We start from the raw sequence: 22,407 nt of genomic DNA on the forward strand, positions 1-22,407 counted from the left end.
CGGCAAGCAAGAGAGGCCCAAGAAGCCGCTCGAACCACCGTTCCTGAAGCAGCCGCTGCAACAGACTGATCACCACTCCCCTAGCTCTTCTTTCTTTTTTCAGCCACCCTGCGAAATACTTTCAAAGGGTGGCTCCTTTTTTTCTAGAATCTAATCGTGATGAATCCCCATCAAGTGAAGCAGCCCGTGTTTAACCAAGAAGTCGACTTCCTCATCTACTGTAATCTGTCTCTCTAATGCTTGCTTCATTGCCTGTGGCCAACTTACAATCACTTCTCCCAAATACAATCCGTTATCAGTGGGTTCAATAAACTCACTTACCTTCTCACTAGTCTCCGTTTGCGAAAAACTTAATACATCAGTCGTTCCCTCCACCTTTAAATATTTCATATTTAACTCCTTCATCTTCCGATCTCCCACCATCACCACACCTACCTGCATCTCGCCCTCCACCCCCATCTCACGCAAAAAATCTCTCACTAATTTTCTAATTCGCTTTCGATCAATCGGATATCGACTATCCGCCCTTATATGAACCTTAATCTCTTTGTCTCCCATACCCTTACTTCACCAACTCATTAACAATCCTTGCCACCAAGTTACCATCTACCTTTTCTTTACCAATCTTGCCAATTACCTTACCAATCACCATTCCTTTATTTACTCCCTCACCAGCTTCCCCTACTACTTCTTTAACCACCTTTCTTACCTCATCCTCACCCACCTGCTCTGGCATATACTCCATTAACACCTTCATCTCATCCTCCTCATCCTTAACTCTCTCCTGCTCACCTACCTGACCAAAGGCTTCAATTGCTTCCTTACGTTTCTTTATCTCCAACTTAACCGCTGCCATCTCATCCTCAGTAGTTACCTGACTACCTCTTTTTTCCAAATACTCCAAAGAAGAAATTAGCATCCGCAAAGCCCTCACCCTGGGCAAATCTCTCGCCTTGGTAGCTTGATACAAATCTGTTCGAACTTTCTCTATCAACATTAGCGCTTTAATGTCCCTCGACGACGCGCTGCTCTGCGCCTCTCTCGAGCTTGTTCTTTCTTTTTGATGATTCTCTCTCGTTTTCGCAGTTCAGATGGTGGTACAAAACCCTCCATCAGTCTCTGTTTCATCTTTTCCAACACCTCATCAAACATAGTTTCTCTACGAAACTCGCTTAAGACTTGTTGGTTAGAATCACCTGGTTTTTTCCTAATAACTACTGGCACTTACAGTGCACCTCCTTTCTTATATTACGTTTATGTTTCTCCACCGGGCTCGGTTTCTGATCCACCCATCACATGTATATGTTCATGGTCAAAGTGGTTATACCCTCCCCCGTTGTTCACTAATTTATATCCCCGCTTATCCAAACCTTTCTCGCGCACCACCTCGTAAACCGCCTCCATTAATCCCTGGTAAAGATCTAAACCTTTACCTTGAACTAACGCCAATTTACTTCGGTGTTCTTTCGGCATTACCAAAATATGCACCGGGGCTTTCGGATACTTGTTCAATATCGCGAGAAAAGACTGATTCTCCCAGACTTTAACAGACGGTTCTTCACCATCAATTATCTTACAAAAAAGACAATCCGGGTCCTTTGTCATCGCCATAAGTATATCAGGTCATCCACCTCCAACTCAACCCCATCAAAACCAACTCTGCAGTTTTTCCTGAATCCCCATCCACCCTCCAGTTATTCTCGCCACATCATTAAAGGTAATCACCACCATTAGTCCCAACAAAAGCATCATTCCTGCCATGTTAATCCATCCCTCGACATCCTCTCTAAGCTTCCTTCCCCTAACCAACTCTATCCCTAAAAACAACAATCTTCCTCCATCTAAACCAGGGAAAGGCAGTAAGTTAAGAATCATTAAATTAACTGACAAAATTCCCACAAACTGAAGCACCGCCATCCAACCAGCCTCTCTCGCCTGATTACTAATCTGATAAATACCCACCGGCCCAGCAATGTCCTTAGGCAATCCCTGACCTGTTACCAACTGATACACCATTCCTCCCAGCCCCACCACTATCTCTCTTCCCCAAGCAAAAGCCTCCTGAAATCCCACCCAAACACCTCTAAACGGCATTTGATACCAAGGATACTTAGTTAGTTCCGTATCCGTCACCACCGCCCCCAGTGCCCCTTCATTGGGCCCTGGATCACTTCTTAGTGTTACTTTCTTTTCAACTACTCCCTCCCCCTCCTTTATCTTCAGCACTACCTCCTCACCCAAGTTTTCTCGTAACTTCTCAACAAACCCTTCACTCCCCTCGATTACCAGCTCCCCCTCATTGGTCACTAAAGAAGTCACAATCACCCCCTCCTCAAGACCAGCGGTCTGAGCCGGACTTCCCTCACTTACTTCCAAAACCCTTACTCCATCAATCATCGCCGGCACCCCAAGAATCGAGTAAACAGTTCCAAACAATACCACTGCCAATACCAAGTTCATTGTTACTCCCGCCACCAATACCACCGCTCTCTGCCAAACCGGCTTGCTCCAAAAAGCCCTCTCATCCTTAACCTCCTGACCCTCACCGTTCTCTCCATAGATCTTCACAAAACCACCAATCGGCAACCAGTTAATCGTATACTCCGTCTCTCCTCTCTTAAACAGTCTCAACATTCTCGGCGGGAAACCGATTCCAAACTCCTCTACCTTGATCTTGAAAAACCTAGCTGCTGCAAAATGACCCCACTCGTGTACCAACACCACCACCGTCAAAATCAGTAAAAACAACAAAACCTGCATGCACTCTATCCTAGCACAATTTACCTACATCCTCTCCGGTACTCCAATACCCAACAACCCTAGTCCTTGCTCCAAAACCTCAACCACTCCCTTGGCCAAAAACCACCGCAAAGGCTCTACCTCACCCTCATCAATCACCCGATGCTTGCTGTAGAAATCATTGAATGACTTAGCCAAATCAAAAACATAATCGGCCAGCAAGTTGGGTGAATAATCTAGTGTCGCCTCCTTGACTACCTCTGGAAACTTATCAAGCAACTTGATAACCCTTACTTCCTCTATATCAAGATTCTTTCTTAAACTTATGTCTTGATTCACCTCACTTGAGGTATCAATTATCCGCCTGGCCCTCACTGTCGCATACTGCACATATGGTCCAGAATACCCATCCAGTCTTAAAGCCTCCTCCTGATCAAATCGGTACGCTGTTACAGGGCTATGCTTAAGATCAAAAAACTTCACCGCTCCAATACCCACCATCTCAGCTGAGTGTTTGTTAATCTCACCCGCTCTCTTCACAATTTCATCAAGCCACTCTGCCATTCTCACTCCCGTTCCTTTCCTGGTACTCATCTTTTTTCCATCCTCTCCCAAAACCATCCCATGTGCCACATGAACCAGATTATCCCGCTTCACCCAGCCCAGTTTATCCACCGCCGCAAACACTTGTTTAAAATGTAAACTCTGCTCCCCACCAACTTCGTAAACATACAAATCCGATTTCAATCCCTGCGTCCTGCTTCTATATCTAACTGTCGCCAAATCTCTGGTAAAGTAGGTTGTCCCCCCGTCTGACTTAACCAGCATTCCAACTGGTAGTCCATCACCTAGATCCATCACCAGTGCTCCCTCACTCTCTCTTGCCAGTCCCTTCTCCTTTACCTCTCTGATTACCTCCTTCATCTCCTCTTCATAAAAACTCTCTCCATATGCATGCTCTATCTCTACCCCCAGTTGTTTGTATATCTTCTCAAAATCGGCCTTTGACTTATCTATCGCCACCTGCCAAATACTTCTTGCTCCCTCATCTCCTTGCTCGAGTCTTACAAACGCTTCTTTTGCCTTTTCTCGCAAACTTTCATCTTCCTTAGCTCTCTGGTTGTACTCCACATACAGTCTCTCCATCTCCTCTACCGTCATTTCACTCAAATCAAGACCTCCTTCCTCAACTGCAGCGATAATCATGCCAAACTGAGTTCCCCAATCACCCAAATGATTATCTCCCACTGTCTTCCATCCAGAAAACTCAAACAAATTCCTGATACTTTGCCCAATAATGGTGCTTCTAAGATGCCCTACCGAGAAATTCTTGGCAATATTCGGACTACTGTACTCAATCAATACCTGCCTACCCTTTCCCCAATCACCACTACCCCAATCCTTTCCTTGTTTAACTATTTCCTGTAATCTTTCTACCCACCATTCGGTTTTTATCGTAAAGTTAATAAAACCAGGACCAGCTATCTCTATTCCATCCAAACTCTTCATCAAATCTGAATTCTTTAGTTCACTCACAATCTTTTCAGCTTTTTCTATCGGATTACCAGCACCAACAAGCGCTACATTACTGGCCCAATCTCCATGACCTTCCTCTCTTGGTCTCTCAACAACATAACTCTCTACTGCCAGCTTGAGCTTATGTAAAACCTCATCTATCGCCTTCCTTATCTCTCTCTCCATGCCCATATTGTAACTTAAATCTACTCAAGCCAAAAAAAGAACCGCCAAGAGGTATGTTGCTGCCACTTGGCGGTCGGTACAACTTTCAGATACTTCCACGCGCCAAAGGCATTATGTTTGCAATAGTTTGCTACGCGCCGACGCGTGAACATCGGGCGAGCCCGTATCCTAGACCTAGAAGGTCATCCTGCCCCCGCGTGTTTTCTCCGAAAGTCAAAAGAACCCCTACATTGTCTCTCCACATCAAATTACTGTCAAGCTAACAAAAAAAGCCGCCGGATTTAAGTAAAAAATCTCGGCGGCCTGCCAAGCGGTTCAAACTTGGCGCAGAATAGGATCACCCCCTTTCAGCTCGACGACAATGTGATTGTCAACGTCTCTTTCATTGGGCAATCCTCCTTTCTCTTCCCCCACCATACCACAAAAAAACCGGTAGCAAAATCACTTAAAGGGGGTGTCCCAAAAAGCCGCTACCGGTAACCAATACATGCGCACAAGAGGATTCGAACCTCTAATTTCGACTCTCGTCATCTGTCGACGTTTTGCCGTTAAACTATGTGCGCCCAAACCACGTGGGGGGAGGGACTCGAACCCTCAACCTTGGATTGACAGTCCATGCTCGTCCATTGAGCTTCCCCCAACATATAAAAGAACAAACAAGCGGGTAGGAGGACTCGAACCCCCAACCGTCGGTTTCCATCAGAAAGCCTGCAGACCTCCCATGAAAACTGGAAAGCGCCGCTCTATCCAATTGAGCTATACCCGCATGTCAACTTACGCGCCGATTATTATATTATAAGACTCTCTCTTGTCAAGCTCTTAAACCCTCATTACCTCCGCTTCCTTCTCCTGCGCCATCTGCTCTAACCGATCGTTATACTCTCCTGTCAATTTATCAAGTTCCTCATACAACCTCTTCACATCATCCTCACTCACTCCAGCCTCCTCCTCCAGTTTCTCAATCTCTTCCCTGCCCTCTTGCCTAACTCCTCGAAGCATTACTCTACCACTCTCCAATTTCTGCCCCACTAGTTTTACAAAATCCCTTCTCCTCTCCTCAGTTAAAGGTGGTACTACAATCCTTATTACCTCTCCCGACACGTTAGGCATAAACCCTAAATTAGCCTCAATTATTCCCTTTTCAATATCCTTAATCACACTCTTATCCCACGGGCTGATCACGATCTGATTCGGATCAGGTGCTGATATAGAAGCTACCTCCATCAGTCTCATCCTCTGACCGCCATAAGCACTAATCTCTACACTCTCTACCATTTTTGGATTTGCTCCACCCACTCTGATCGTCGCCATGTCTTCTGCCACAACCGCCAACACCTTATCCATCTTTGAACCTATACCTTCAATCAGTTTATCCATAACCTAAATATATTTAACCATTACTCGCCACCCAACTCAAATCGCACGAACCTTCTCACTTGGATATTCTCACCGATTTTTCCAATTAAGTTGGTAACCAGATCCTTGATCTTCTTACCTCCATCACGAATATAATCTTGCTCAAGAAGCTCCTCCACGTCTTTTGGCTCCATGCTCGCCACCTGCAAAGCAACCTCCTTACACAAAGCCTCAAACTCAGGATTTTTGGCCACAAAATCAGTCTCACAACTCACCTCAACCAATACCCCCACTCGACCCTGATGAGTGTATCCATAAACCAAACCAGATTTCACCTCTCTATCAGCCTTTTTTTCAGCCTTAACGATTCCCTTAGCTGCAATAATCTCCTCTGCCTTTTTCATGTCTCCTCCACTTTCTTCCAAAGCTTTCTTTGCATCCATTACTCCAGCTCCAGTCTTTTCTCGAAGTTGCTTAATTTTTTCCATCATTTACTTTTTTAGAATTTTTAACTCCTAATTCCAACGCCTCACCCACTGTCTCCACAATTATCTTAATACTTCTTACCGCATCATCATTAGCTGGAATCACATAATCAACCAAGGCTGGATCAGCATTGCTATCAATCACTCCCACTACCTTAATACCCCTACTCTTAGCTTCTCTTACCGCAATTCTTTCCTTCTGAGTATCTACCACAAACAACACATCAGGTAAACTATTCAATCCAACCAAACCACCAAAGAAGCGTTCCAATCGATCAATTTCTCGATCAATCAATACCTGCTCTCTTTTGGTATATTTCTTAAACTCACCCGCCTCTCGACCAGCTTTCAAATCCTCAAGTTTCTTAACTCTACCCTTAATCTGACCCCAGTTAGTGATCGTTCCCCCAAGCCATCTCTCTGTTACATAAAACACGCCAGCTTTTTTTGCCGCTTCCTTAACGATCTCAGATGCTTGCCTCTTGGTTCCCACCATCACAATTTTTTTACCCTCACTCGCTGCCTTACTTAAAAACTCGCATGCCTCCTCAAGTTTCTCAGCTGTAACCGCCAAATCAAAAATGTGCACTCCATCTCTGGCTGCCCAAATGTACTCATGCATTCTCGGGTTCCATCGCTTTACCTGATGTCCAAAGTGAGCACCTGCCTCTAGTAACGCCTCTAAATCAACACTGAACTTCTTTTGTTTTGTAGCCATTTTATATCTCCTTTACTGGTTTTGAGTTAATTCAAAAACCGATATCCTCCCTTGGCTAATATATCAGGAGAAATCTGCCAAGGTGTGTAATTAATGAACAAATTATATCACTCTACTCCTCATTTTCCAACTCACTAGCCTCAACATATTCAAACTCAACTGGCGCCATTATCCCTTCCCCATCTTTTGTTGAAATCAACATCCCCACCTTACCCACCTCCTCAGCTGGCGGTAATATTGCCACCACCACCGTTTCGTCATAACGCAATACTTCTTCAGCCTTTCTATCTCCAAACCATACCTCAACATCCTCCGGAAAATTTTCTCCCAAAAACACTATCGACTCACCTCCCTCGATCGGGCCGCGTACTGGTTCAACCTGATTGATAACCATATCCGTCTCAACTACCTCAGACTCAGTACTCACCTCTCTAGGCTGCATCCACCAAAACAAACCGACAAATATGGCTATCACCCCCAAGACCGTTATACTCCAATACTTTCTCTCACTCATTCTCTACTGATCTTACTAAATTCTCAAACAAACACACTACCGTCATTGGCCCTACTCCTCCAGGCACAGGTGTCACAAAACTAGCCACTTGATCTATACCCTCCTCAAAATCACCCTTCGGAAAACCAACATCAATCGCCACCACTCCCTTCTTCACCATCGATTTCTTAATTAATCCAGTCTGTCCAGTTGCGGAAATCACCACGTCATACTCACCTAACTCCAATCCATCACCTAAATCAAACTCACCTACCTCAAAACCAAATCGTTTTAATTGAGATACTAAAGGCTTGCCTACCATCCCTTTACTTCCCACCACTGCCACCTTCATTCGCTCAATGTCTAAACCAACTTCCCTAATTGCCTCATCCATTATCTTACCCACTGCCATCACCGTTGCCGGTAAAAATTCTTGTTCTCCTGTCGCAATCAGCCTTAGATTCTCACTACTCAATCCATCCACATCCTTAGCTACCGGTATTATCTCAAGTAGCTCCCTTACTTTATCCGGATCAATTCCCGGCACTGGTAACTGTACCATTACCCCATCAATATTCTTATCATCTACAAGCTTCTTAAGCCTATCCTCCAATTCAACAGCCTCTACTCTCTCAACTCTTACCTCAGCTCCAATCCGCTCTCCTAGCCCTTTCTTATTCTCAATATACTTAGCACTTGCCTGATTATCACCTACCCATAGAATTGCCAAAACTGGCTTTCTTCCCAAATCAGCTACTCTTTGCTTTAAACCTACCTCAATCTCACCCGCCTTCTTCCTTCCTTCAAATACCATATCAGTGAAAGCCTCCTCCTCGGTTAAACGCCTTTCTCCCCTCAGAAGTACTAATCACCGGCGCAGTCCATGCACTAGTTTGTTCCTCTTCCTCTCGCAACATCTCCTCCAAAATCAAAGCCACCTCCTCCTCATCCTCAATTCCCTGATCCTGTAAAGCTCGTAAAATATCCTCCTCAGTCTCGGGTTTTTTTACCCCCACCACTCTCCTCCAGAAAAAATCATCTCTCCACCTACTCAAATCCCTATTAAGTGTTTCCCTGCTCATAACAACTTAATATATCCCAAAATACCAGAGCCGCCAACCCACCTCATATCCTCACCAACCCATACTCACAAAGCACCTCAAGACAGTCCTGCACCACCTTATCTCTACTTTGTGATGCATCAATTACTCTCCAATGGTCTACTTGCTCTCCAAGTTCAAGATACGCCTGCCTTACCCGAGCAAAAAAATCAATCGCTTGAAGGTCATACCGATCCAGATCATCTTTTGCCCCCCTTCTTTCTAGCACTACCTCAGGTACCAAGTCAAAAAACAAAGTCAAAGGTACCAACCCCCTAGTAACCTTAAGACTTACTGTCCTAATAAATCCACGATCTAAACCTTCTCCCCCTCCTTGGTATGCATAACTGCTATACCACCACCGATCAGAGATAACACTCTTACCATCAACTAGCTCAGGTAAAATCACCTCACTCACCAGCTGTGCCCTAGAGGCACTGTATCCCAAAAACGCTGCCAACGGGTCAACCGGATGCCCAAACTCAGTCTGTTGTACAACCGTTCTGATCAAGTCGCCAAACTCAGTCCCTCCAGGCTCTCTTACCTTCACCCAATCAACCAAGTATTTATCCATGCCTCTAACCGCTGTACTTTTACCCGAAGAAGACATTCCCTCCACTACCACAAATGGTCTGACCAACTCACTTTTCATTGTTGCCATAATAACTAGCCAATTACCCAAACACAATATAAGATAAATCGACTCGCACTATACACAACAGGAGGCATATCCATGGAAATCCTTAAATCCTCAGGCACCTATCGCATCCTCACTCCAACCGAAGTACTCCTAAACCAGCTTCTCATCATCGAGGAAGCTGGACGGACCAGTTACCAATCGCAAAAAGGGTCAATCACTCTGGCTACCGCTACCAAGTTTGTCCGCATGCTCATCCGCAATGGACACGAAAGTGTCATTGAGCACGGATCACTTTCCGTCAAATTCACTGGCGTCTCCCGGGGCTTCACTCACGAAGACGTCCGCCACCGCCTCTCCTCATTCACCCAGGAGTCAACCAGATATGTTGACTACACCAGAGGTGGAGATGAACCAGACCTAGAACGCTTTCAGGCCCGATTCATTCTTCCTCCCCACCGCGATGAACAAGAACTCATGACCCGACCAGACGGTAGGCAGATCACCCCAGCACAGATGTTTGAGGAAGCAGAACAAAACTACCGTACCCTCAGACTTCACGGCTGGAAGCCTCAAGATGCCCGTCAAGTTCTCCCCATAGGCATCGAATCCGATCTTGTTCACACCGCCAACTTTAGGGAGTGGCGCCACATCTTTAAGCTAAGAACCGCCAAGGACGCCCACTGGGAAATTCGTCTCGTCATGTGCGCCCTCCTCCAAGAACTGCAAACTGTTCTACCCGCAGTTTTTGACGACCTCCAATACGCTGGCCAGGACCAAGATGGTCATCCCTACTTTAAAACCGTCAAGATCTAGGAGGTGCCACAAACACAAACCCCGTCAGGACATGTTGCCTCACGGGGTTTATTTTTACTCACTATCCCAGAACCGGCTCTCAGTTGGACCCATCTGTCCTTGATAGCGGTTGCCAGCAGTTCCATATGGTCGATTGACCGGACTGCTCATCACAAAAAAGCAGATCTGAGCTACCTTGATTCCCGGACGCAGGACGATTGGTACCACGTTGACATTACTCATCTCGAAGGTGATCTGCCCCTCAAAGCCGGGATCAATATATCCAGCAGTCGCGTGGACCACCAGTCCCAACCTCCCCAGGCTACTCTTTCCCTCAAGTTTAGCCGCCAAATCAATCGGTATCCTGAAACGCTCTACCGTCGAGGCCAGCGCAAACTCGCCAGGATGAAGTACAAAGCCCAACTCATCAACCTCAACCAACTGAGTCTCCACACGCCTTTTTTGAGCCAAGTCGATATGAGTCATATCATGGCTGGAAAAAAGACGAAACTGACTACCCAGACGAACATCATAAGTTGACGGCTGGACACACTCCGGGTCAAACGGGTCAATCAGTAACGAATGAGTCGCCACTCGCTCCAGCATATCCCTGTCAGACAGTATCATTGCCCTGCTCCTATTTTGGCTAGATTTCCAAGGTTCTCTTTAAGATTCTACCCCAGCGCTCTCCTTATCCTCCTTTTTACCCTTCACTTTCGGTCTCTTCCAGGTAGCCCACTTACATTTAGGATAATTCTCACAACCATAAAACTCTCTCCCAAAACGAGTCCGCTTAATCACCACACCCGCACCACATTCCTCACATTTTGCTCCCTCAACATACTCTTTGTAATTCTCCGTATACTTACACTCCGGAAATCGACTACAACTTAAAAACTTGCCAAATCTTCCCTCTCTGATCACTACCTCTCCTTCCTTACACTCAGGACATTTTTCTCCCGTCCTCTCCACTGGCACCTCCACTCGTTTCGCCTTCTCTGTCACTTCCTCAACCTTTTTCTCAAACGGACCGTAAAAGTCAGACAAATACTTCTGCCAATCCTTCTCGCCCATAGCTATCTCATCCAAACCATCCTCCATTCGTGCCGTGAAATCGTAATCCATCTCTTCTTTAAAGTTACCAACCAAAAAGTCACTCACTGCCATTCCCACCTTTGTCGCAAAAAACCGCCTACTTTCTCTGTTTACATACGCCCGGGCCAAAATCGTACTGATAATCGAGGCATAGGTAGACGGCCTACCAATCCCTCTCTTTTCCAGCTCCTTAACCAAAGAAGCATCGTTATATCTTGGTGGTGGTTGGGTAAATTTTTGCTCAGCTACCACCCCTTCATTCTTTAAACTCTCTCCTTTTCCTACTTGAGGTAAGACTACCTCACCATCAATCTTCTTATACAACCTTCTCCATCCATCAAACTTAATTATCTCCCCCGTCACCCGCAACTCATAATTTCTCTCTCCCCTTGCCTCCACTACCACCGTTGTTGCATCAAATACAGCTGGTCTCATCTGACAAGCTATCGTTCTTCTCCAAATCAACCCATACAACTTCTCCTGATCACGAGCCATCTTACCCTCACCCTTGTAGCTGTTAGTCCCCATCTCTAAGTTAGTCGGTCTGATTGCCTCATGAGCTTCCTGAGCCACCACCTTACCCTTCGTTTTATAAAACACTCCCCTGTCAGGTAAATACTCATTTCCAAACTCACTTACTATAAATTTTCTTACCCCCTCAACCGCGCTTTCCACTAAATTAAGAGAGTCGGTTCGATGATAAGTAATATCACCTTGTTCATAAAGTTTCTGCGCTACCTGCATCGTCTTTTTCGAAGACCACCCCAACACATTTGCCGCCGCCTGCTGCAAGGTGGATGTTTTAAATGGCGGATGAGGCCAGCTCCTTCTCTCTTTTTTTTCAACATCACTTATCACCAAATCAGCACCTGACAAATCAGCCTCGATCTCTCTCATCTCTTTCTCGTTCTTCACCTCAACCTTTTTCCCATTCATTTTCTTAAGCAACAACAACATCTCCTCACCACCACTCGTTTCTGCCTTAACATTAATCAACCAGTACTCATCAGGTTTGAACGCCTCAATCTCTCTTTCTCTCTCCACAATCATTCGTAGTGCCACACTCTGCACCCGACCTGCTGACAAACCCCTTCTTACTTTCTTCCACAACACTGGTGACAATTTGTATCCCACCAAACGGTCCAACACTCTTCTGGCTTGCTGGGCATCAACCAAGTCCTGACTCACTTGTTTAGGTGATTTCAATGCCTCCAATACCGACTCCTTGGTAATTGAATGAAAACTAATTCTCTTAAACTTATCCTTCTTCTCTCCCTTTAGTATCTCCTGCACATGCCAGGCAATCGCCTCTCCCTCTCGATCTGGGTCAGTTGCCAGAAAAACCTCATCTGCCTTTTTAGCTGCCGCTTTTAGCTTACTTACCTCTTTACCCTTACCACGAACCAAAACATACTCCGGCTTAAAGCTATATTTACCACCCTTCTCCTCTATCTCCACCCCCATCTTGCTCTTGGGCAAATCGCTTACATGACCCATACTTGCCAACACCTCAAAACCCTTACCCAAATACTTAGATAAGGACTTTGTTTTCGTTGGAGACTCAACAATCACTAATTTCATCCTCCCCATTTAACTGTAATTACTTCTAAAACGCAAAGGTCAACTCTATCCCAACAAATTTAAATTCGCCTAAAACGACCACTCATCCACCCCTTCATTAATCAACAAATCAGTTCCCGGCGATCCTCTTACTACCCATACTTTTCTATTTAACTCTGCAGCCCAGTTTGCTGTTGTCATTGTCCCCGACTTAATTTCTGCTTCGATCACCACCACTCCCAAACACATTCCCACAATCAACCTATTTCTTAACGGAAAAAAGTATCTCTCCGGTCTTACTCCTTCTTCTAACTGGCTCACCAAAGCCCCACCTGCTTCAACTATTTTTTCAGCCAATCCAGCATTCTCTCTTGGATACACCCAATCCAATCCATGTGCTAATACTGCTACCGTCCTACCCCCCAAACGCAAACACTCTCTATGTGCCACGCTATCAACTCCTCTAGCCAACCCAGAAACCACTACCATCTCCATATCCACCAACTGCTTAACCACTCTTCTAGTCACTTCCTCACCCTTAACACTCATCTTTCTTGATCCCACTACCGCTACCATTTTTTCAAGCAAAACCTTACTCTCACCCCTTACATACAACCTGTCTGGATGATTAACCACCTCCAACAACAACGGTGGATACACCTGACTATCTACATCAATTTCCCTCACTCCTTTAATTTATCAAATATCCATATCCCAAGGTCAAAAAAAGACCTGGTTATATTGGGAAAAGCTGTGTGTGAGTCGCCCCACTTCTCCACGGCGGTTGCCGCTGCGTTTCTATCCCTAACCAGGTCAATCTTCAAATAAGAGGCTGCAATGCTCTTCGTCCAGATCCCTCTGGGCAATTTGCATTTTTGCAGGTTCAGTCAAGAGTTCAAGCAAACCGCAGATTATCTGCCAGAGTCATCCTTTTGAGGAAATCGTCTGTTTGCAGGTTCACCAAACTACTTGAAAAAACCACAGCCTCACATCTTTCAATGTATGGATGTAATATACCAAAAATAGTCTTAAATGTCAATAATATAGGCTGCTATATCCCCTTCTCCACTATATATCTAGCAATCTGTGTCGCCACTGGACCAGCCTCAGCACTACCCTCTCCACTTGCTTCAAGCAACACCGTTATCACCACACCATTAGCATAATCATCATCTCTGTTTCCCTCACTGTTCTCTGCCGGAACCACCGCCGTAATCCACGCATGTGGATCATCCTCCTCACCACCCTGTTGTGCTGTCCCTGTCTTACATGCAACTCTAACAGGGAAATCAAAAAAACTGGCAGCAGTCCCCCCCTCACTACAAGCTCCTACCATTCCCTCCACAATCATCTCTCTCCCCACCTCGCTTAAGGATAGATCCTCACACCTTCCTTCCTCACCCACAACCAATCCAGGCTTACACAACTTACCCGACACCACCGCTGCCGTCATCAAGTTTCCCTGTAATGGCGTAACTGTTAAGTCGCCCTGCCCAATCGCCATGTGATACGTGTTTCCCAAAAACCAACGCTCACCTGTCAATTTTTCCTTCCACAATGGATCAGGTACTCTACCAGTTCCTTCAGCCTCCAACCCAATCCCCGTTCTTCTACCCAAACCCAGTTTTCTTGACCACTCACCTAACTTCTCTACTCCAACCCACTCACCCACTTTGTAAAAAAAGATATCGTTACTTCTTGCCAAAGCTCTCTGTAAACCAATCTCCCCCTCTGTCTTACCATACTGATCAAAATACCAGTTGCCGTAACGATAACTATCGATTTTAATTTCACCCTCATCTATTACACTAGTTTCACTATTCACCTTTCCTTCCTCAACTCCAGCCACTGCCGTTACCAGTTTATATATCGACCCAGGGGGATAATTTCCACCCACCGCTCTATCAAACATCGGCTGCCTTTCACCATCACCCAACACCTCTTCTACCTTTTTGTATTTTCCCTCACCCGGAAGTCCAGAAAACAAGTTATTATCAAAACTTGGCCAACTTACCAAAGCCAACAACTCTCCTGTTCCTGCCCGACTCACCACCACCGCCCCTTTATATTCCCCCTTCTCTTCCTCTCGTACTGCCAAAATTCTCCCTATCTCCTTTGACAACTCAGCATCAATATTAAGCTTAACCAACTGACCCGCCACTGCCTCCCTCTTTCCGATCAGATCTACTCTTTTACCAGTTGCATCTACCTCAACCAACTCCTCACCAAACTCTCCTCGCAATCTCTCATCCTCACTCCGTTCCACCCCCATTTTTCCCGATCTTGAACCCAATACCAAACCCTGACTAACCTCCTCCTCACCAACCTCACCAACATACCCAATCACATGCGCCACCACCTCACCATACGGATACTCCCTTACCACCTCTCCATCCATATCAACATTACGAGCCAATATCCTATCCTCTCGGTCTTTAATCACCCCCCTATCTGCCATCACTATCACTCGCTCTAACCGATTACCCTCAGCCACCATCACCTGCTGTTCTCCCAACACTACCTGCAAAAACACCATTCTAGCCAATATCATCCCTACCACTGCAAACACCATTACCCTCATCCACCATCCAATCTTCACATCATCTCTAGTCTTAGGCTGACCATCTCTCCACACATTTTCCATCACTAATTTCCAGTCACTCTGCCTCATCATTTTCGTAGTCTAATTTCCCTCCCCCAACTTCTCCAACTAGACATCAACACCACTACTACACTTATACCCAAAAGTAACCCCATTCCCATTACTCCTCTCACTCCCCCAAAAAACCAACCCCACACCAAGCTATTTACTACCACCCAGACTCTCTCTACCCCACTCTCCCCAGCAAACCACCTTTGCAGCAACATGGCTACTACAATCACCAACCACAACCAAATCGCCGCTATGCCCACCAGCCTGCCCAACATCACATCAAGCAAAACCCCGGTTATTACAGCCAGCCATAGCAATACTCGATCATCAACCCTACCCAACCACCACCACATCACCCACAAACTCCACGGCCACAACCAAACACTACTCTCTACCAGCACCGACACCATCAAACTTAAAAACAACCAAAAAACCTTACCTTTCATCTCCTTCCCATCTTACCACTTTAGCCACCACAACTTGATACAATACTCTCTAAACCATGGCCACCAATCAACCATCACTCTCCACCCACCTCATCCTCACCTTACTTGTCAGCACCATCATCACCAGTCTGTCATATCAACAGCGGCTTAACTTCATTGTCTCACCCATCTCTCAACTTACTACTCCAATTCGCCAACCTTTTTTTAGTCTTCGCCGTAATCTAGATAATCAACTCCGGTTCATATCCAATCTACCTCACCAACAACGCATCATCGATGATCTCAAGCGTCAAAACGCCCAACTAAGTCTCCTGGCCCAAAAAACCAAACAACTCGAAGCTGAAAACCAAGCTCTCAAGGATGTCTTGTCAGCCAACATCACTCCCAATCATCAGGTACTTCCCGTCCAAGTTATCAGCCTTTCCCGCTATGCCATCATTAACCAGGGCACATCAAATGGTCTTACCCAAGGCATGCCCATTGTCACAGACGACATTCTTCTAGGAATCATTACCCGAACCTCTGCCAATACCTCCCAAGTTCGTCTCTTAACTGATCCTGACACCAATATACCTGCCACCACCCTTAATCAAGATTCAGGTAATCTAATTTTCACCCATAACACTCTTCAGCTAACCCAAGTTACCCAAAAACAAGTCCTCAACCCAGAAGAACCTGTCTTCACTACTGGTTCAGAAACTATTCCCCCAGGCCTACTCATCGGCACCATTAAACAAATCACCTCCAATGATAGTGATGTCTATCAAACCGCCACCATCACTCCAGCCGCGACCATCACCCAACACCAACATCTTTTTGTCATCATCAACTAAATCAACTAACAGATTTTTCAATACCCTAACCAAACCACTGTAGCCCCAAACTCACCCACACCAAAGCCAAAGTCGCCCCCACTAACACCTGAGCCCAAGTATGTTTTTTAATCTCAACCCTACTCCACAACACTACTATTAGTACTAAAACCAACCACCAAAACCTATCCCACCCATAATAGTGATTAAAGAAAGCTACCACTGCTGCGTTGGTACCAGCATGCACCGAGATCTTCCAAAACAAGGTCACCACTGCAAAAACTACCGCCATCGTCCAAAACACCAACAAAATCTCAAACAGATCAGTTTTACCAACTGCATAAGCTGCCACCACCCCAAACAAATGAGCGAAAATGGTGAAAAAATACAACCCCATCCTCTCCTCCCTCCTTGTTATATCCCAGTCTCTAATTTTCCCCTTCATCAAGCCATACACCATATACAAAGCAGGCAGTAATGCATCGACTACCAACAACATCACCAAAAAACGCCACCGCAGACCATTAGACAGAGCATAATACACTGACCCAGCCAGTAGTATCGGAATCTCAATTACCGGATCAAACACTCGAGAAATAGCCCAAGCCAACTTACGCTTCATACTCACATACTAACCCATACTTAGGTAACTAGTCCAAACCTCTTACTACTCTCACCTGTCGCAACAGCTTCTCGTTTTCTAACACCATTCCACAACCCCTCACCACCGCCTCCATTGGCTTCTCTGTCACCCACACCGGCATCCCTGTCTCCTCGGCTATCAGCTTATCAATCCCTCTAAGTAAAGACCCACCTCCAGCCAGAATCATTCCTCGCTCCAATATATCACTCACCAACTCAGGCGGTGTCTCCTCAATCACTAACGCAATCTCATTTAATATCTGTCTTACTACCGAAGCCAAAGCCTCCCGCAGCTCCACACTATTAATCTGCTGGCTTTTTGGCAATCCATTTTCCAAACTTCTTCCCCTTACCACCATCGACAACGGCTTACCTTCGCTCTCTGACTTAACAGGATAAGCCGAACCTACCGCAATCTTGACCTGTTCAGCAGTAGCATCACCCAAAAGTAAGTTGTACTTTAATCTAGCAAAATTAATCACTGCCTCAGTCAATTCGTCACCAGCAATTCGCAAACTTCTATTTAACACCAAACCACCCAGACTGATCACCCCTATCTCACTCGTTCCGCCCCCAATATCTACCACCATCTGTCCTGTCGGCTCCATCACCGGCAATCCCGCCCCTATCGCTGCCGCCATTGGCTCCTCAATCAGAAAAGCCTGCCTAGCCCCAGCATTAACTGTCGCTTCATGAACCGCCCGCCTCTCCACCTCAGTCACCCCAGAAGGTATTCCCACTACTACCTTTGGTCTTCCTAAACTTGCCTTTAGTCCACCCATCATTTGCTGCACTTCCTTGATGTAGTACTTCAACATCGCCTCTGCAGCATCAAAATCAGCAATCACCCCATCACGTAGTGGTCTTACCACCTCGATATTCTCCGGCGTCTTACCTGTCATTTTTTTCGCCTCTGTTCCTATTGCCAAGATCTCCTTAGTTTTCAAGTGTCTCGCCACCACTGATGGTTCTCTAATCACCACACCCATCCCCTTAACATGAACCACTGTGTTGGCTGTCCCCAAATCCACCCCAATATCATGACTTAAAATACTCCACAATCGATCTAACATCGCCCGAAGTATATCAAGCCAATACGCACCCGTCTATCACCACCACAATTTTACAAATCCACTAGCATCAATCTCCATCCTTGTTACAATATCTCCATGTTCAAACACCCTTGGAACAAACCACTTGATATCATCATTACTTTTTCTTTCGCTGCACTCCTTTTCTTTGTACCTCTTTTCTTCTACCCCACCTCCAGCGAACTCTTTGAATTTAACAAGATGATTCTCACTTATATCCTTACCGGTTTTATAACTACTTTCTGGTTAATTAAAATTATTATCAACAAACAACTTGTCTTAAGAAAATCCTTTCTTAACCTAACGGTCCTTCTCTTTCTATTAGGTCAACTCATAACCACTTTATTTTCTATCAACCCCCACACCTCTATCTGGGGCTACTACTCCAGGTTCCACGGAGGTCTAGCCTCAACCATTTCCTACAGCCTACTCTTCTATATCGCCTTAAATCATTTCTCGCAAGACTCACAAAAACCCAAACTTAAACTCCTCCTCTACTCGGCTTTATCTACCTCTACTCTTATCTCACTTTATGGCATTCTCGAACACTTCGGCATTGACAAGCACCTCTGGGTTCAGGATGTTCAAAACCGTGTTTTTTCCACTCTAGGACAACCCAACTGGCTCTCAGCTTATCTTGTCGCCATTCTCCCCTTCCCTCTACTTATAGCCCTAAACTCAAAAGAAAAGAAAATCTCACTTCTTCTCGGGTTAGTTGCTTTCGCCAACTTCATTACTATCCTCTATACCAAATCCCGCTCCGGTATTGGCACTACCTTTATCATTCTTTTTCTCATCATTCTTTACCAACTGACTAAGCTAAAAAAAGCCACCCACACCCGTTCTCGTTTTCTAGGGTTACTACTTCTTCTTGTCACCTCGCTAGCCATCATTGGCTCCCCCTGGTCACCTAATCCTCAAAATATCCAAGACAGCTTAAAAGTAGGCGGTCCTCTCTGGCCACAGCTCGAACCCTACCTAAACCAAGTTAATCTAACCACTCAGTTAAAACCCCTAGATATTTCAGCCCTACCAGAAGAAAATCAAAAACAACTCATCGCCCAAGCAGATGGTCGTCCGTACGGCGGCTCAAACTCCTGGGATATCCGCCAGGTCGTCTGGCAAGGTGCTGTTAATTTATTTAAAAGTCACCCTCTTACTGGTACTGGACCGGAAACCTTTGCCTACGCCTATTACTGGACCAGGCCAGCCGCTCACAACCTTCTCTCTGAATGGGATTTCCTCTACAACAAAGCCCACAATGAGTACCTTAACTTCCTTGCTACTACCGGACTTATCGGTATCTCTACTTACCTAATTCTCATCCTCTCTACTCTCATCTTACTTATCAGACTCTATCGGCAATACCCAGCTCACCAAACCATCACCATCAGTTTTATCCTAAGCTACCTCTCCATCCTCATCACCAACTACTTCGGTTTCTCCGTCGTCACTGTCGCCACTTTCTTTTTTCTAACCCCTGCTCTTGCCCTTGCCTACACCTCATCCCAATTCAACACCTTCAGTTTCGGACCTGGATGGAGTTTTAGTAAAAAAGACCTCAAGAAACTTAAGAATAATGTTACTACCCCTTCTTTATCTATGCTCCAATATATAGCCATCACTCTTCTCACTCTTATCTTTGTTTTTTGGTTCTCTCTAATCCTTAAACACTGGTTGGCCGATCGTCACTATGCTAAAGGCAAAGCTTTAAGCCAAAACGGTTACTTAAGCCAAGCCATTCCCTCTCTTGAGTCAGCCGTTAATCTCTACCCCGGTGAACCTACTTTTCGCTCCATTCTGGCCGAAACCTACGCCAACGCTGCTCTGGCCACCAAACAACAATATGACTCCCTTGACCAAGAACAGGCCAAATTACTCCAGAAAGCTGCTCTTGCCCAGCAGCAAAACTACACCAAACTTGCTCTGGATAACATCAATCAGACCCTAGACCAAAACCCACACCACCTGAATTTCATTAAGTCCAAAGCCAAGGTGTATCTTTCTCTCGCCCAAATCGATCCTCAGTACTACCAACTCACCCTTGACACACTCCTACGCGCTACTCAACTCGCCCCCACCGACCCCAAGCTTCTCTATAACATTGGCCTTCTCTACATCCAACTCGACAATCTCCCTCAAGCCAAAATCGCTCTTCGACAGGCCATCGATCTAAAACCCAACTATGACCATGCTATTGCCGAACTTATCAAGCTCTATCAACAAGAAGACAATCAAGATCACATCCAAAAACTAAAAGACCAACTTCTATTTTACTACCCCGACCATCCCTTTGCCGCAACCCTAGAGTAAACCAGCAAAACACGGCAGAATCAGTCAAAAGTGCTAAAATATACCCATGAAAGTTCTCACTACCCCCCATCCATTTCTGCGACACACCGCCAAATCCATTAACCAACTTACTACTAAGACTATAAGGGAAGCTCTACAGATGATCGATACTCTCAAACAGGCTCGTGATCCAGAAGGTGTCGGACTAGCTGCCACTCAAGTCGGCTTAGACAAACGCATTTTTATACTTCTAAAACCCGACAAACAAGCCACTATATACATCAACCCTCAGATCATCTCCACCTCCAAGTTAACCACCTCACAAAAATATCCCCAAGACCAAGATCGCCCTCTAGAAGGTTGTCTTTCTATACCCCGCATCTGGGGTTTTGTTGACCGACCATATCGCATCAAAGCCAGGTATCAAACCTTCAACCCCGATCAATCCAATCCGACACTTACCACTGTTACCAAAACTCTTGAGGGTTTTCGTGCCATTGCCTTCCAACACGAAACCGATCACCTTAACGGCATTCTCTTTACTGACCACATTCTCAAACAAAACGGCACCATCCTTAAAGAAACACCGTCCGGACTTCAACCTATTAAACCAGAATTTTTATTAAGTTAATCCATGGTATTTAATCTCGTCTATTTCGGGTCCCCCTCCTTTTCTGCTGACATCCTTAAGTCTCTAATTACCAAACCTATTGGAAATATTAAAGTAGTTGCCGTTGTTACCAATCCCGATCGACCTACCGGCAGACACCAACTCCTTACCCCATCCCCCATTGCTCAGTTGGCTCAACAACATCACCTGCCTGTATTCAAACCAGACAAACTTGACTCATCCAATCTTGCCCACTTAAAACTTCTTAATCCTCATCTTTTCTTAATAGCCGCCTACGGCAAAATTATCCCCCCCGAGTGGTTAGATTTACCTCAAATTGCTCCTCTTAACCTACACTTCTCACTTCTACCTCAATATCGAGGCGCTCTATGTATCCATCAGGCTATTAAGAACCAAGATCGCCACACCGGCGTTACTCTTATGGAAGTTGATCCAGAACTAGACCACGGTCCCATTATCGCTCAAGTCAAACAGTCCATTTCCATATCCGATGACACAGCTAGTTTAACCAAAAAACTTACCAGAAAAGCAATTCAATTAACTAAAGTGGTCTTACCTGCATATCTTAACTGGCATCAACATAAAAAAACTACTCCAAACACTCCGGGTATAAAAATCTATCTCCCTCCCAAAACCCAAGACCACACTCAAGCCTCCTATACTCCTTCCACTTCATTTCTTAATCACGCCAACGCTCACATTCCCTGGTCAAACCTTCAACAAGCTATCAATGGATACCAATCAGCCGCCACTCATGCCTTAATTCGCTCACTCAATCCACAACCAGGAGCCTGGACCGACATTGACCAACAACCACTAAAAATTCTTTCAACCACTCTTAATCAAGACCATTTAAGAATAGACAAAGTTCAACTCCCCGGCAAAAATCCCATTACCTGGACTCAGTTCCTCTCCGGCCACCCCCTAAAAATTTAAGTTTACTTCTCGCTCTTTCCTCGACCTGGTCTATTAGCTTTGCGCAAACAACTAGTACACAATCTCACCTTAACCTTCTTGCCACTCTTTAAGACGGTGACAGCATGAAGATTTGGTTTTCTTACTCTTTTAACCCGATTCTTTGCATGAGACACCAAATTCCCTCTCTGAATTCCCTTACCGCAACTATCACACACATAAGCTCCTGTATTCATGCCTGTCATT

26 protein-coding genes, 2 tRNA genes and 1 pseudogene are annotated in these 22,407 nt (G+C 45.4%); 5 read left to right on the forward strand and 24 right to left on the reverse strand.

From position 1 onward, the window contains the following. Nucleotides 1-150: 150 nt before the first annotated feature. The 16 genes and pseudogenes from ybeY to tmk all read right to left on the reverse strand — a co-directional run bounded on the left by ybeY (nucleotide 151) and on the right by tmk (nucleotide 9,253). Nucleotides 151-558, reverse strand: a complete 408-nt coding sequence (ybeY, locus tag MICH65_RS03895) for an rRNA maturation RNase YbeY (protein WP_161932102.1) — start codon at nucleotides 556-558, stop codon at nucleotides 151-153. 4 nt (nucleotides 559-562) lie between these two features. Further along, nucleotides 563-997: a GatB/YqeY domain-containing protein gene (locus MICH65_RS03900; RefSeq protein WP_161932103.1), complete on the reverse strand. Its 435-nt coding sequence runs from the start codon at nucleotides 995-997 to the stop codon at nucleotides 563-565. Continuing rightward, nucleotides 997-1,224: a hypothetical protein gene (locus tag MICH65_RS03905; protein WP_161932104.1), complete on the reverse strand. Its 228-nt coding sequence runs from the start codon at nucleotides 1,222-1,224 to the stop codon at nucleotides 997-999. The genes MICH65_RS03900 and MICH65_RS03905 overlap by 1 nt, the downstream gene beginning before the upstream one ends. Nucleotides 1,225-1,254: 30 nt before the next feature. Continuing rightward, nucleotides 1,255-1,611 carry an HIT domain-containing protein gene (locus MICH65_RS03910; protein ID WP_161932105.1) on the reverse strand — a complete coding sequence of 119 codons (357 nt, stop codon included), beginning with the start codon at nucleotides 1,609-1,611 and terminating at the stop codon, nucleotides 1,255-1,257. Between the two features lie 36 nt (nucleotides 1,612-1,647). Then, nucleotides 1,648-2,760 carry a M50 family metallopeptidase gene (locus MICH65_RS03915; protein ID WP_161932106.1) on the reverse strand — a complete coding sequence of 371 codons (1,113 nt, stop codon included), beginning with the start codon at nucleotides 2,758-2,760 and terminating at the stop codon, nucleotides 1,648-1,650. Nucleotides 2,761-2,784: 24 nt separating this feature from the next. Then, nucleotides 2,785-4,440, reverse strand: a complete 1,656-nt coding sequence (argS, locus tag MICH65_RS03920; protein WP_161932107.1) for an arginine--tRNA ligase — start codon at nucleotides 4,438-4,440, stop codon at nucleotides 2,785-2,787. Between the two features lie 488 nt (nucleotides 4,441-4,928). Beyond that, a pseudogene (locus MICH65_RS03925) lies at nucleotides 4,929-5,003 on the reverse strand. 8 nt (nucleotides 5,004-5,011) lie between these two features. After that, a tRNA-Asp gene (locus MICH65_RS03930) sits at nucleotides 5,012-5,082 on the reverse strand. Between the two features lie 17 nt (nucleotides 5,083-5,099). Beyond that, a tRNA-OTHER gene (locus tag MICH65_RS03935) sits at nucleotides 5,100-5,206 on the reverse strand. A gap of 53 nt (nucleotides 5,207-5,259) precedes the next feature. Continuing rightward, nucleotides 5,260-5,817 carry a ribosome recycling factor gene (gene frr, locus MICH65_RS03940; protein WP_161932108.1) on the reverse strand — a complete coding sequence of 186 codons (558 nt, stop codon included), beginning with the start codon at nucleotides 5,815-5,817 and terminating at the stop codon, nucleotides 5,260-5,262. Between the two features lie 20 nt (nucleotides 5,818-5,837). Continuing rightward, nucleotides 5,838-6,284, reverse strand: a complete 447-nt coding sequence (gene tsf / locus MICH65_RS03945; RefSeq protein WP_161932190.1) for a translation elongation factor Ts — start codon at nucleotides 6,282-6,284, stop codon at nucleotides 5,838-5,840. Next, nucleotides 6,271-6,999 carry a 30S ribosomal protein S2 gene (gene rpsB, locus MICH65_RS03950; RefSeq protein ID WP_161932109.1) on the reverse strand — a complete coding sequence of 243 codons (729 nt, stop codon included), beginning with the start codon at nucleotides 6,997-6,999 and terminating at the stop codon, nucleotides 6,271-6,273. The genes tsf and rpsB overlap by 14 nt, the downstream gene beginning before the upstream one ends. 112 nt (nucleotides 7,000-7,111) lie before the next feature. Beyond that, entirely contained in the window at nucleotides 7,112-7,513 is a 402-nt protein-coding gene (locus MICH65_RS03955; protein WP_161932110.1) for an IPT/TIG domain-containing protein, read from the reverse strand. Further along, nucleotides 7,506-8,306: a bifunctional 5,10-methylenetetrahydrofolate dehydrogenase/5,10-methenyltetrahydrofolate cyclohydrolase gene (locus tag MICH65_RS03960; protein WP_161932111.1), complete on the reverse strand. Its 801-nt coding sequence runs from the start codon at nucleotides 8,304-8,306 to the stop codon at nucleotides 7,506-7,508. The genes MICH65_RS03955 and MICH65_RS03960 overlap by 8 nt, the downstream gene beginning before the upstream one ends. Before the next feature lies 1 nt (nucleotide 8,307). Next, nucleotides 8,308-8,574, reverse strand: a complete 267-nt coding sequence (locus MICH65_RS03965; protein ID WP_161932112.1) for a hypothetical protein — start codon at nucleotides 8,572-8,574, stop codon at nucleotides 8,308-8,310. A gap of 43 nt (nucleotides 8,575-8,617) precedes the next feature. After that, nucleotides 8,618-9,253: a dTMP kinase gene (tmk, locus tag MICH65_RS03970; protein WP_161932113.1), complete on the reverse strand. Its 636-nt coding sequence runs from the start codon at nucleotides 9,251-9,253 to the stop codon at nucleotides 8,618-8,620. 72 nt (nucleotides 9,254-9,325) lie between these two features. On the opposite strand from tmk, the gene thyX reads away from it, so the two are divergent. After that, nucleotides 9,326-10,045, forward strand: a complete 720-nt coding sequence (gene thyX / locus MICH65_RS03975; protein ID WP_161932114.1) for an FAD-dependent thymidylate synthase — start codon at nucleotides 9,326-9,328, stop codon at nucleotides 10,043-10,045. Nucleotides 10,046-10,099: 54 nt separating this feature from the next. Here thyX and dcd read toward each other — a convergent pair whose 3' ends face one another. From dcd to MICH65_RS04000, 5 genes are all read right to left on the reverse strand, one after another. Beyond that, on the reverse strand, nucleotides 10,100-10,651 hold the full coding sequence (gene dcd, locus MICH65_RS03980; protein WP_161932115.1) for a dCTP deaminase: 552 nt from the start codon (nucleotides 10,649-10,651) through the stop codon (nucleotides 10,100-10,102). 39 nt (nucleotides 10,652-10,690) lie between these two features. Continuing rightward, nucleotides 10,691-12,700 (reverse strand): type I DNA topoisomerase, encoded by a 2,010-nt coding sequence (topA, locus tag MICH65_RS03985; protein WP_161932116.1) that lies wholly within the window; start codon nucleotides 12,698-12,700, stop codon nucleotides 10,691-10,693. A 69-nt stretch (nucleotides 12,701-12,769) separates the two neighbouring features. Beyond that, on the reverse strand, nucleotides 12,770-13,366 hold the full coding sequence (gene dprA / locus MICH65_RS03990) for a DNA-processing protein DprA (RefSeq protein ID WP_161932117.1): 597 nt from the start codon (nucleotides 13,364-13,366) through the stop codon (nucleotides 12,770-12,772). Nucleotides 13,367-13,730: 364 nt separating this feature from the next. Continuing rightward, nucleotides 13,731-15,353, reverse strand: a complete 1,623-nt coding sequence (locus MICH65_RS03995; protein WP_161932118.1) for a penicillin-binding transpeptidase domain-containing protein — start codon at nucleotides 15,351-15,353, stop codon at nucleotides 13,731-13,733. Beyond that, nucleotides 15,350-15,778 carry a hypothetical protein gene (locus tag MICH65_RS04000; protein ID WP_161932119.1) on the reverse strand — a complete coding sequence of 143 codons (429 nt, stop codon included), beginning with the start codon at nucleotides 15,776-15,778 and terminating at the stop codon, nucleotides 15,350-15,352. Before MICH65_RS04000 ends, MICH65_RS03995 begins: the two co-directional genes overlap by 4 nt. 56 nt (nucleotides 15,779-15,834) lie before the next feature. Here MICH65_RS04000 and mreC point away from each other — a divergent pair, with 56 nt between their 5' ends. Further along, nucleotides 15,835-16,611 carry a rod shape-determining protein MreC gene (gene mreC / locus MICH65_RS04005; protein ID WP_161932120.1) on the forward strand — a complete coding sequence of 259 codons (777 nt, stop codon included), beginning with the start codon at nucleotides 15,835-15,837 and terminating at the stop codon, nucleotides 16,609-16,611. 25 nt (nucleotides 16,612-16,636) lie between these two features. Here the strand turns inward: mreC and MICH65_RS04010 are convergent, their stop codons facing one another. Both MICH65_RS04010 and MICH65_RS04015 read right to left on the reverse strand, forming a co-directional pair. Further along, nucleotides 16,637-17,212, reverse strand: a complete 576-nt coding sequence (locus tag MICH65_RS04010) for a hypothetical protein (RefSeq protein ID WP_161932121.1) — start codon at nucleotides 17,210-17,212, stop codon at nucleotides 16,637-16,639. A 28-nt stretch (nucleotides 17,213-17,240) separates the two neighbouring features. Next, a complete protein-coding gene (locus MICH65_RS04015; RefSeq protein ID WP_161932122.1) occupies nucleotides 17,241-18,305 on the reverse strand; it encodes a rod shape-determining protein in 1,065 nt (354 codons plus the stop codon). Between the two features lie 96 nt (nucleotides 18,306-18,401). Between MICH65_RS04015 and MICH65_RS04020 the strand changes: the two genes are divergently transcribed. From MICH65_RS04020 to MICH65_RS04030, 3 genes are read left to right on the forward strand one after another with little or no spacing between them, the layout of a single operon-like run. Beyond that, the gene (locus MICH65_RS04020) at nucleotides 18,402-20,636 is read left to right on the forward strand and encodes an O-antigen ligase family protein (RefSeq protein WP_161932123.1); all 2,235 of its coding nucleotides are present in this window, start codon (nucleotides 18,402-18,404) and stop codon (nucleotides 20,634-20,636) included. A gap of 46 nt (nucleotides 20,637-20,682) precedes the next feature. Continuing rightward, nucleotides 20,683-21,246: a peptide deformylase gene (def, locus tag MICH65_RS04025; protein ID WP_161932124.1), complete on the forward strand. Its 564-nt coding sequence runs from the start codon at nucleotides 20,683-20,685 to the stop codon at nucleotides 21,244-21,246. 3 nt (nucleotides 21,247-21,249) lie between these two features. Beyond that, nucleotides 21,250-22,182 (forward strand): methionyl-tRNA formyltransferase, encoded by a 933-nt coding sequence (locus MICH65_RS04030; RefSeq protein ID WP_161932125.1) that lies wholly within the window; start codon nucleotides 21,250-21,252, stop codon nucleotides 22,180-22,182. A 2-nt stretch (nucleotides 22,183-22,184) separates the two neighbouring features. On the opposite strand, the gene rpmB is transcribed toward MICH65_RS04030, so the two are convergent. Further along, nucleotides 22,185-22,397: a 50S ribosomal protein L28 gene (rpmB, locus tag MICH65_RS04035; protein ID WP_161932126.1), complete on the reverse strand. Its 213-nt coding sequence runs from the start codon at nucleotides 22,395-22,397 to the stop codon at nucleotides 22,185-22,187. Nucleotides 22,398-22,407: the final 10 nt, after the last annotated feature.

The sequence above is a fragment of the Candidatus Chazhemtobacterium aquaticus genome (assembly GCF_009936135.1).
Lineage (GTDB): Bacteria > Patescibacteriota > Microgenomatia > UBA1400 > Chazhemtobacteraceae > Chazhemtobacterium > Chazhemtobacterium aquaticus.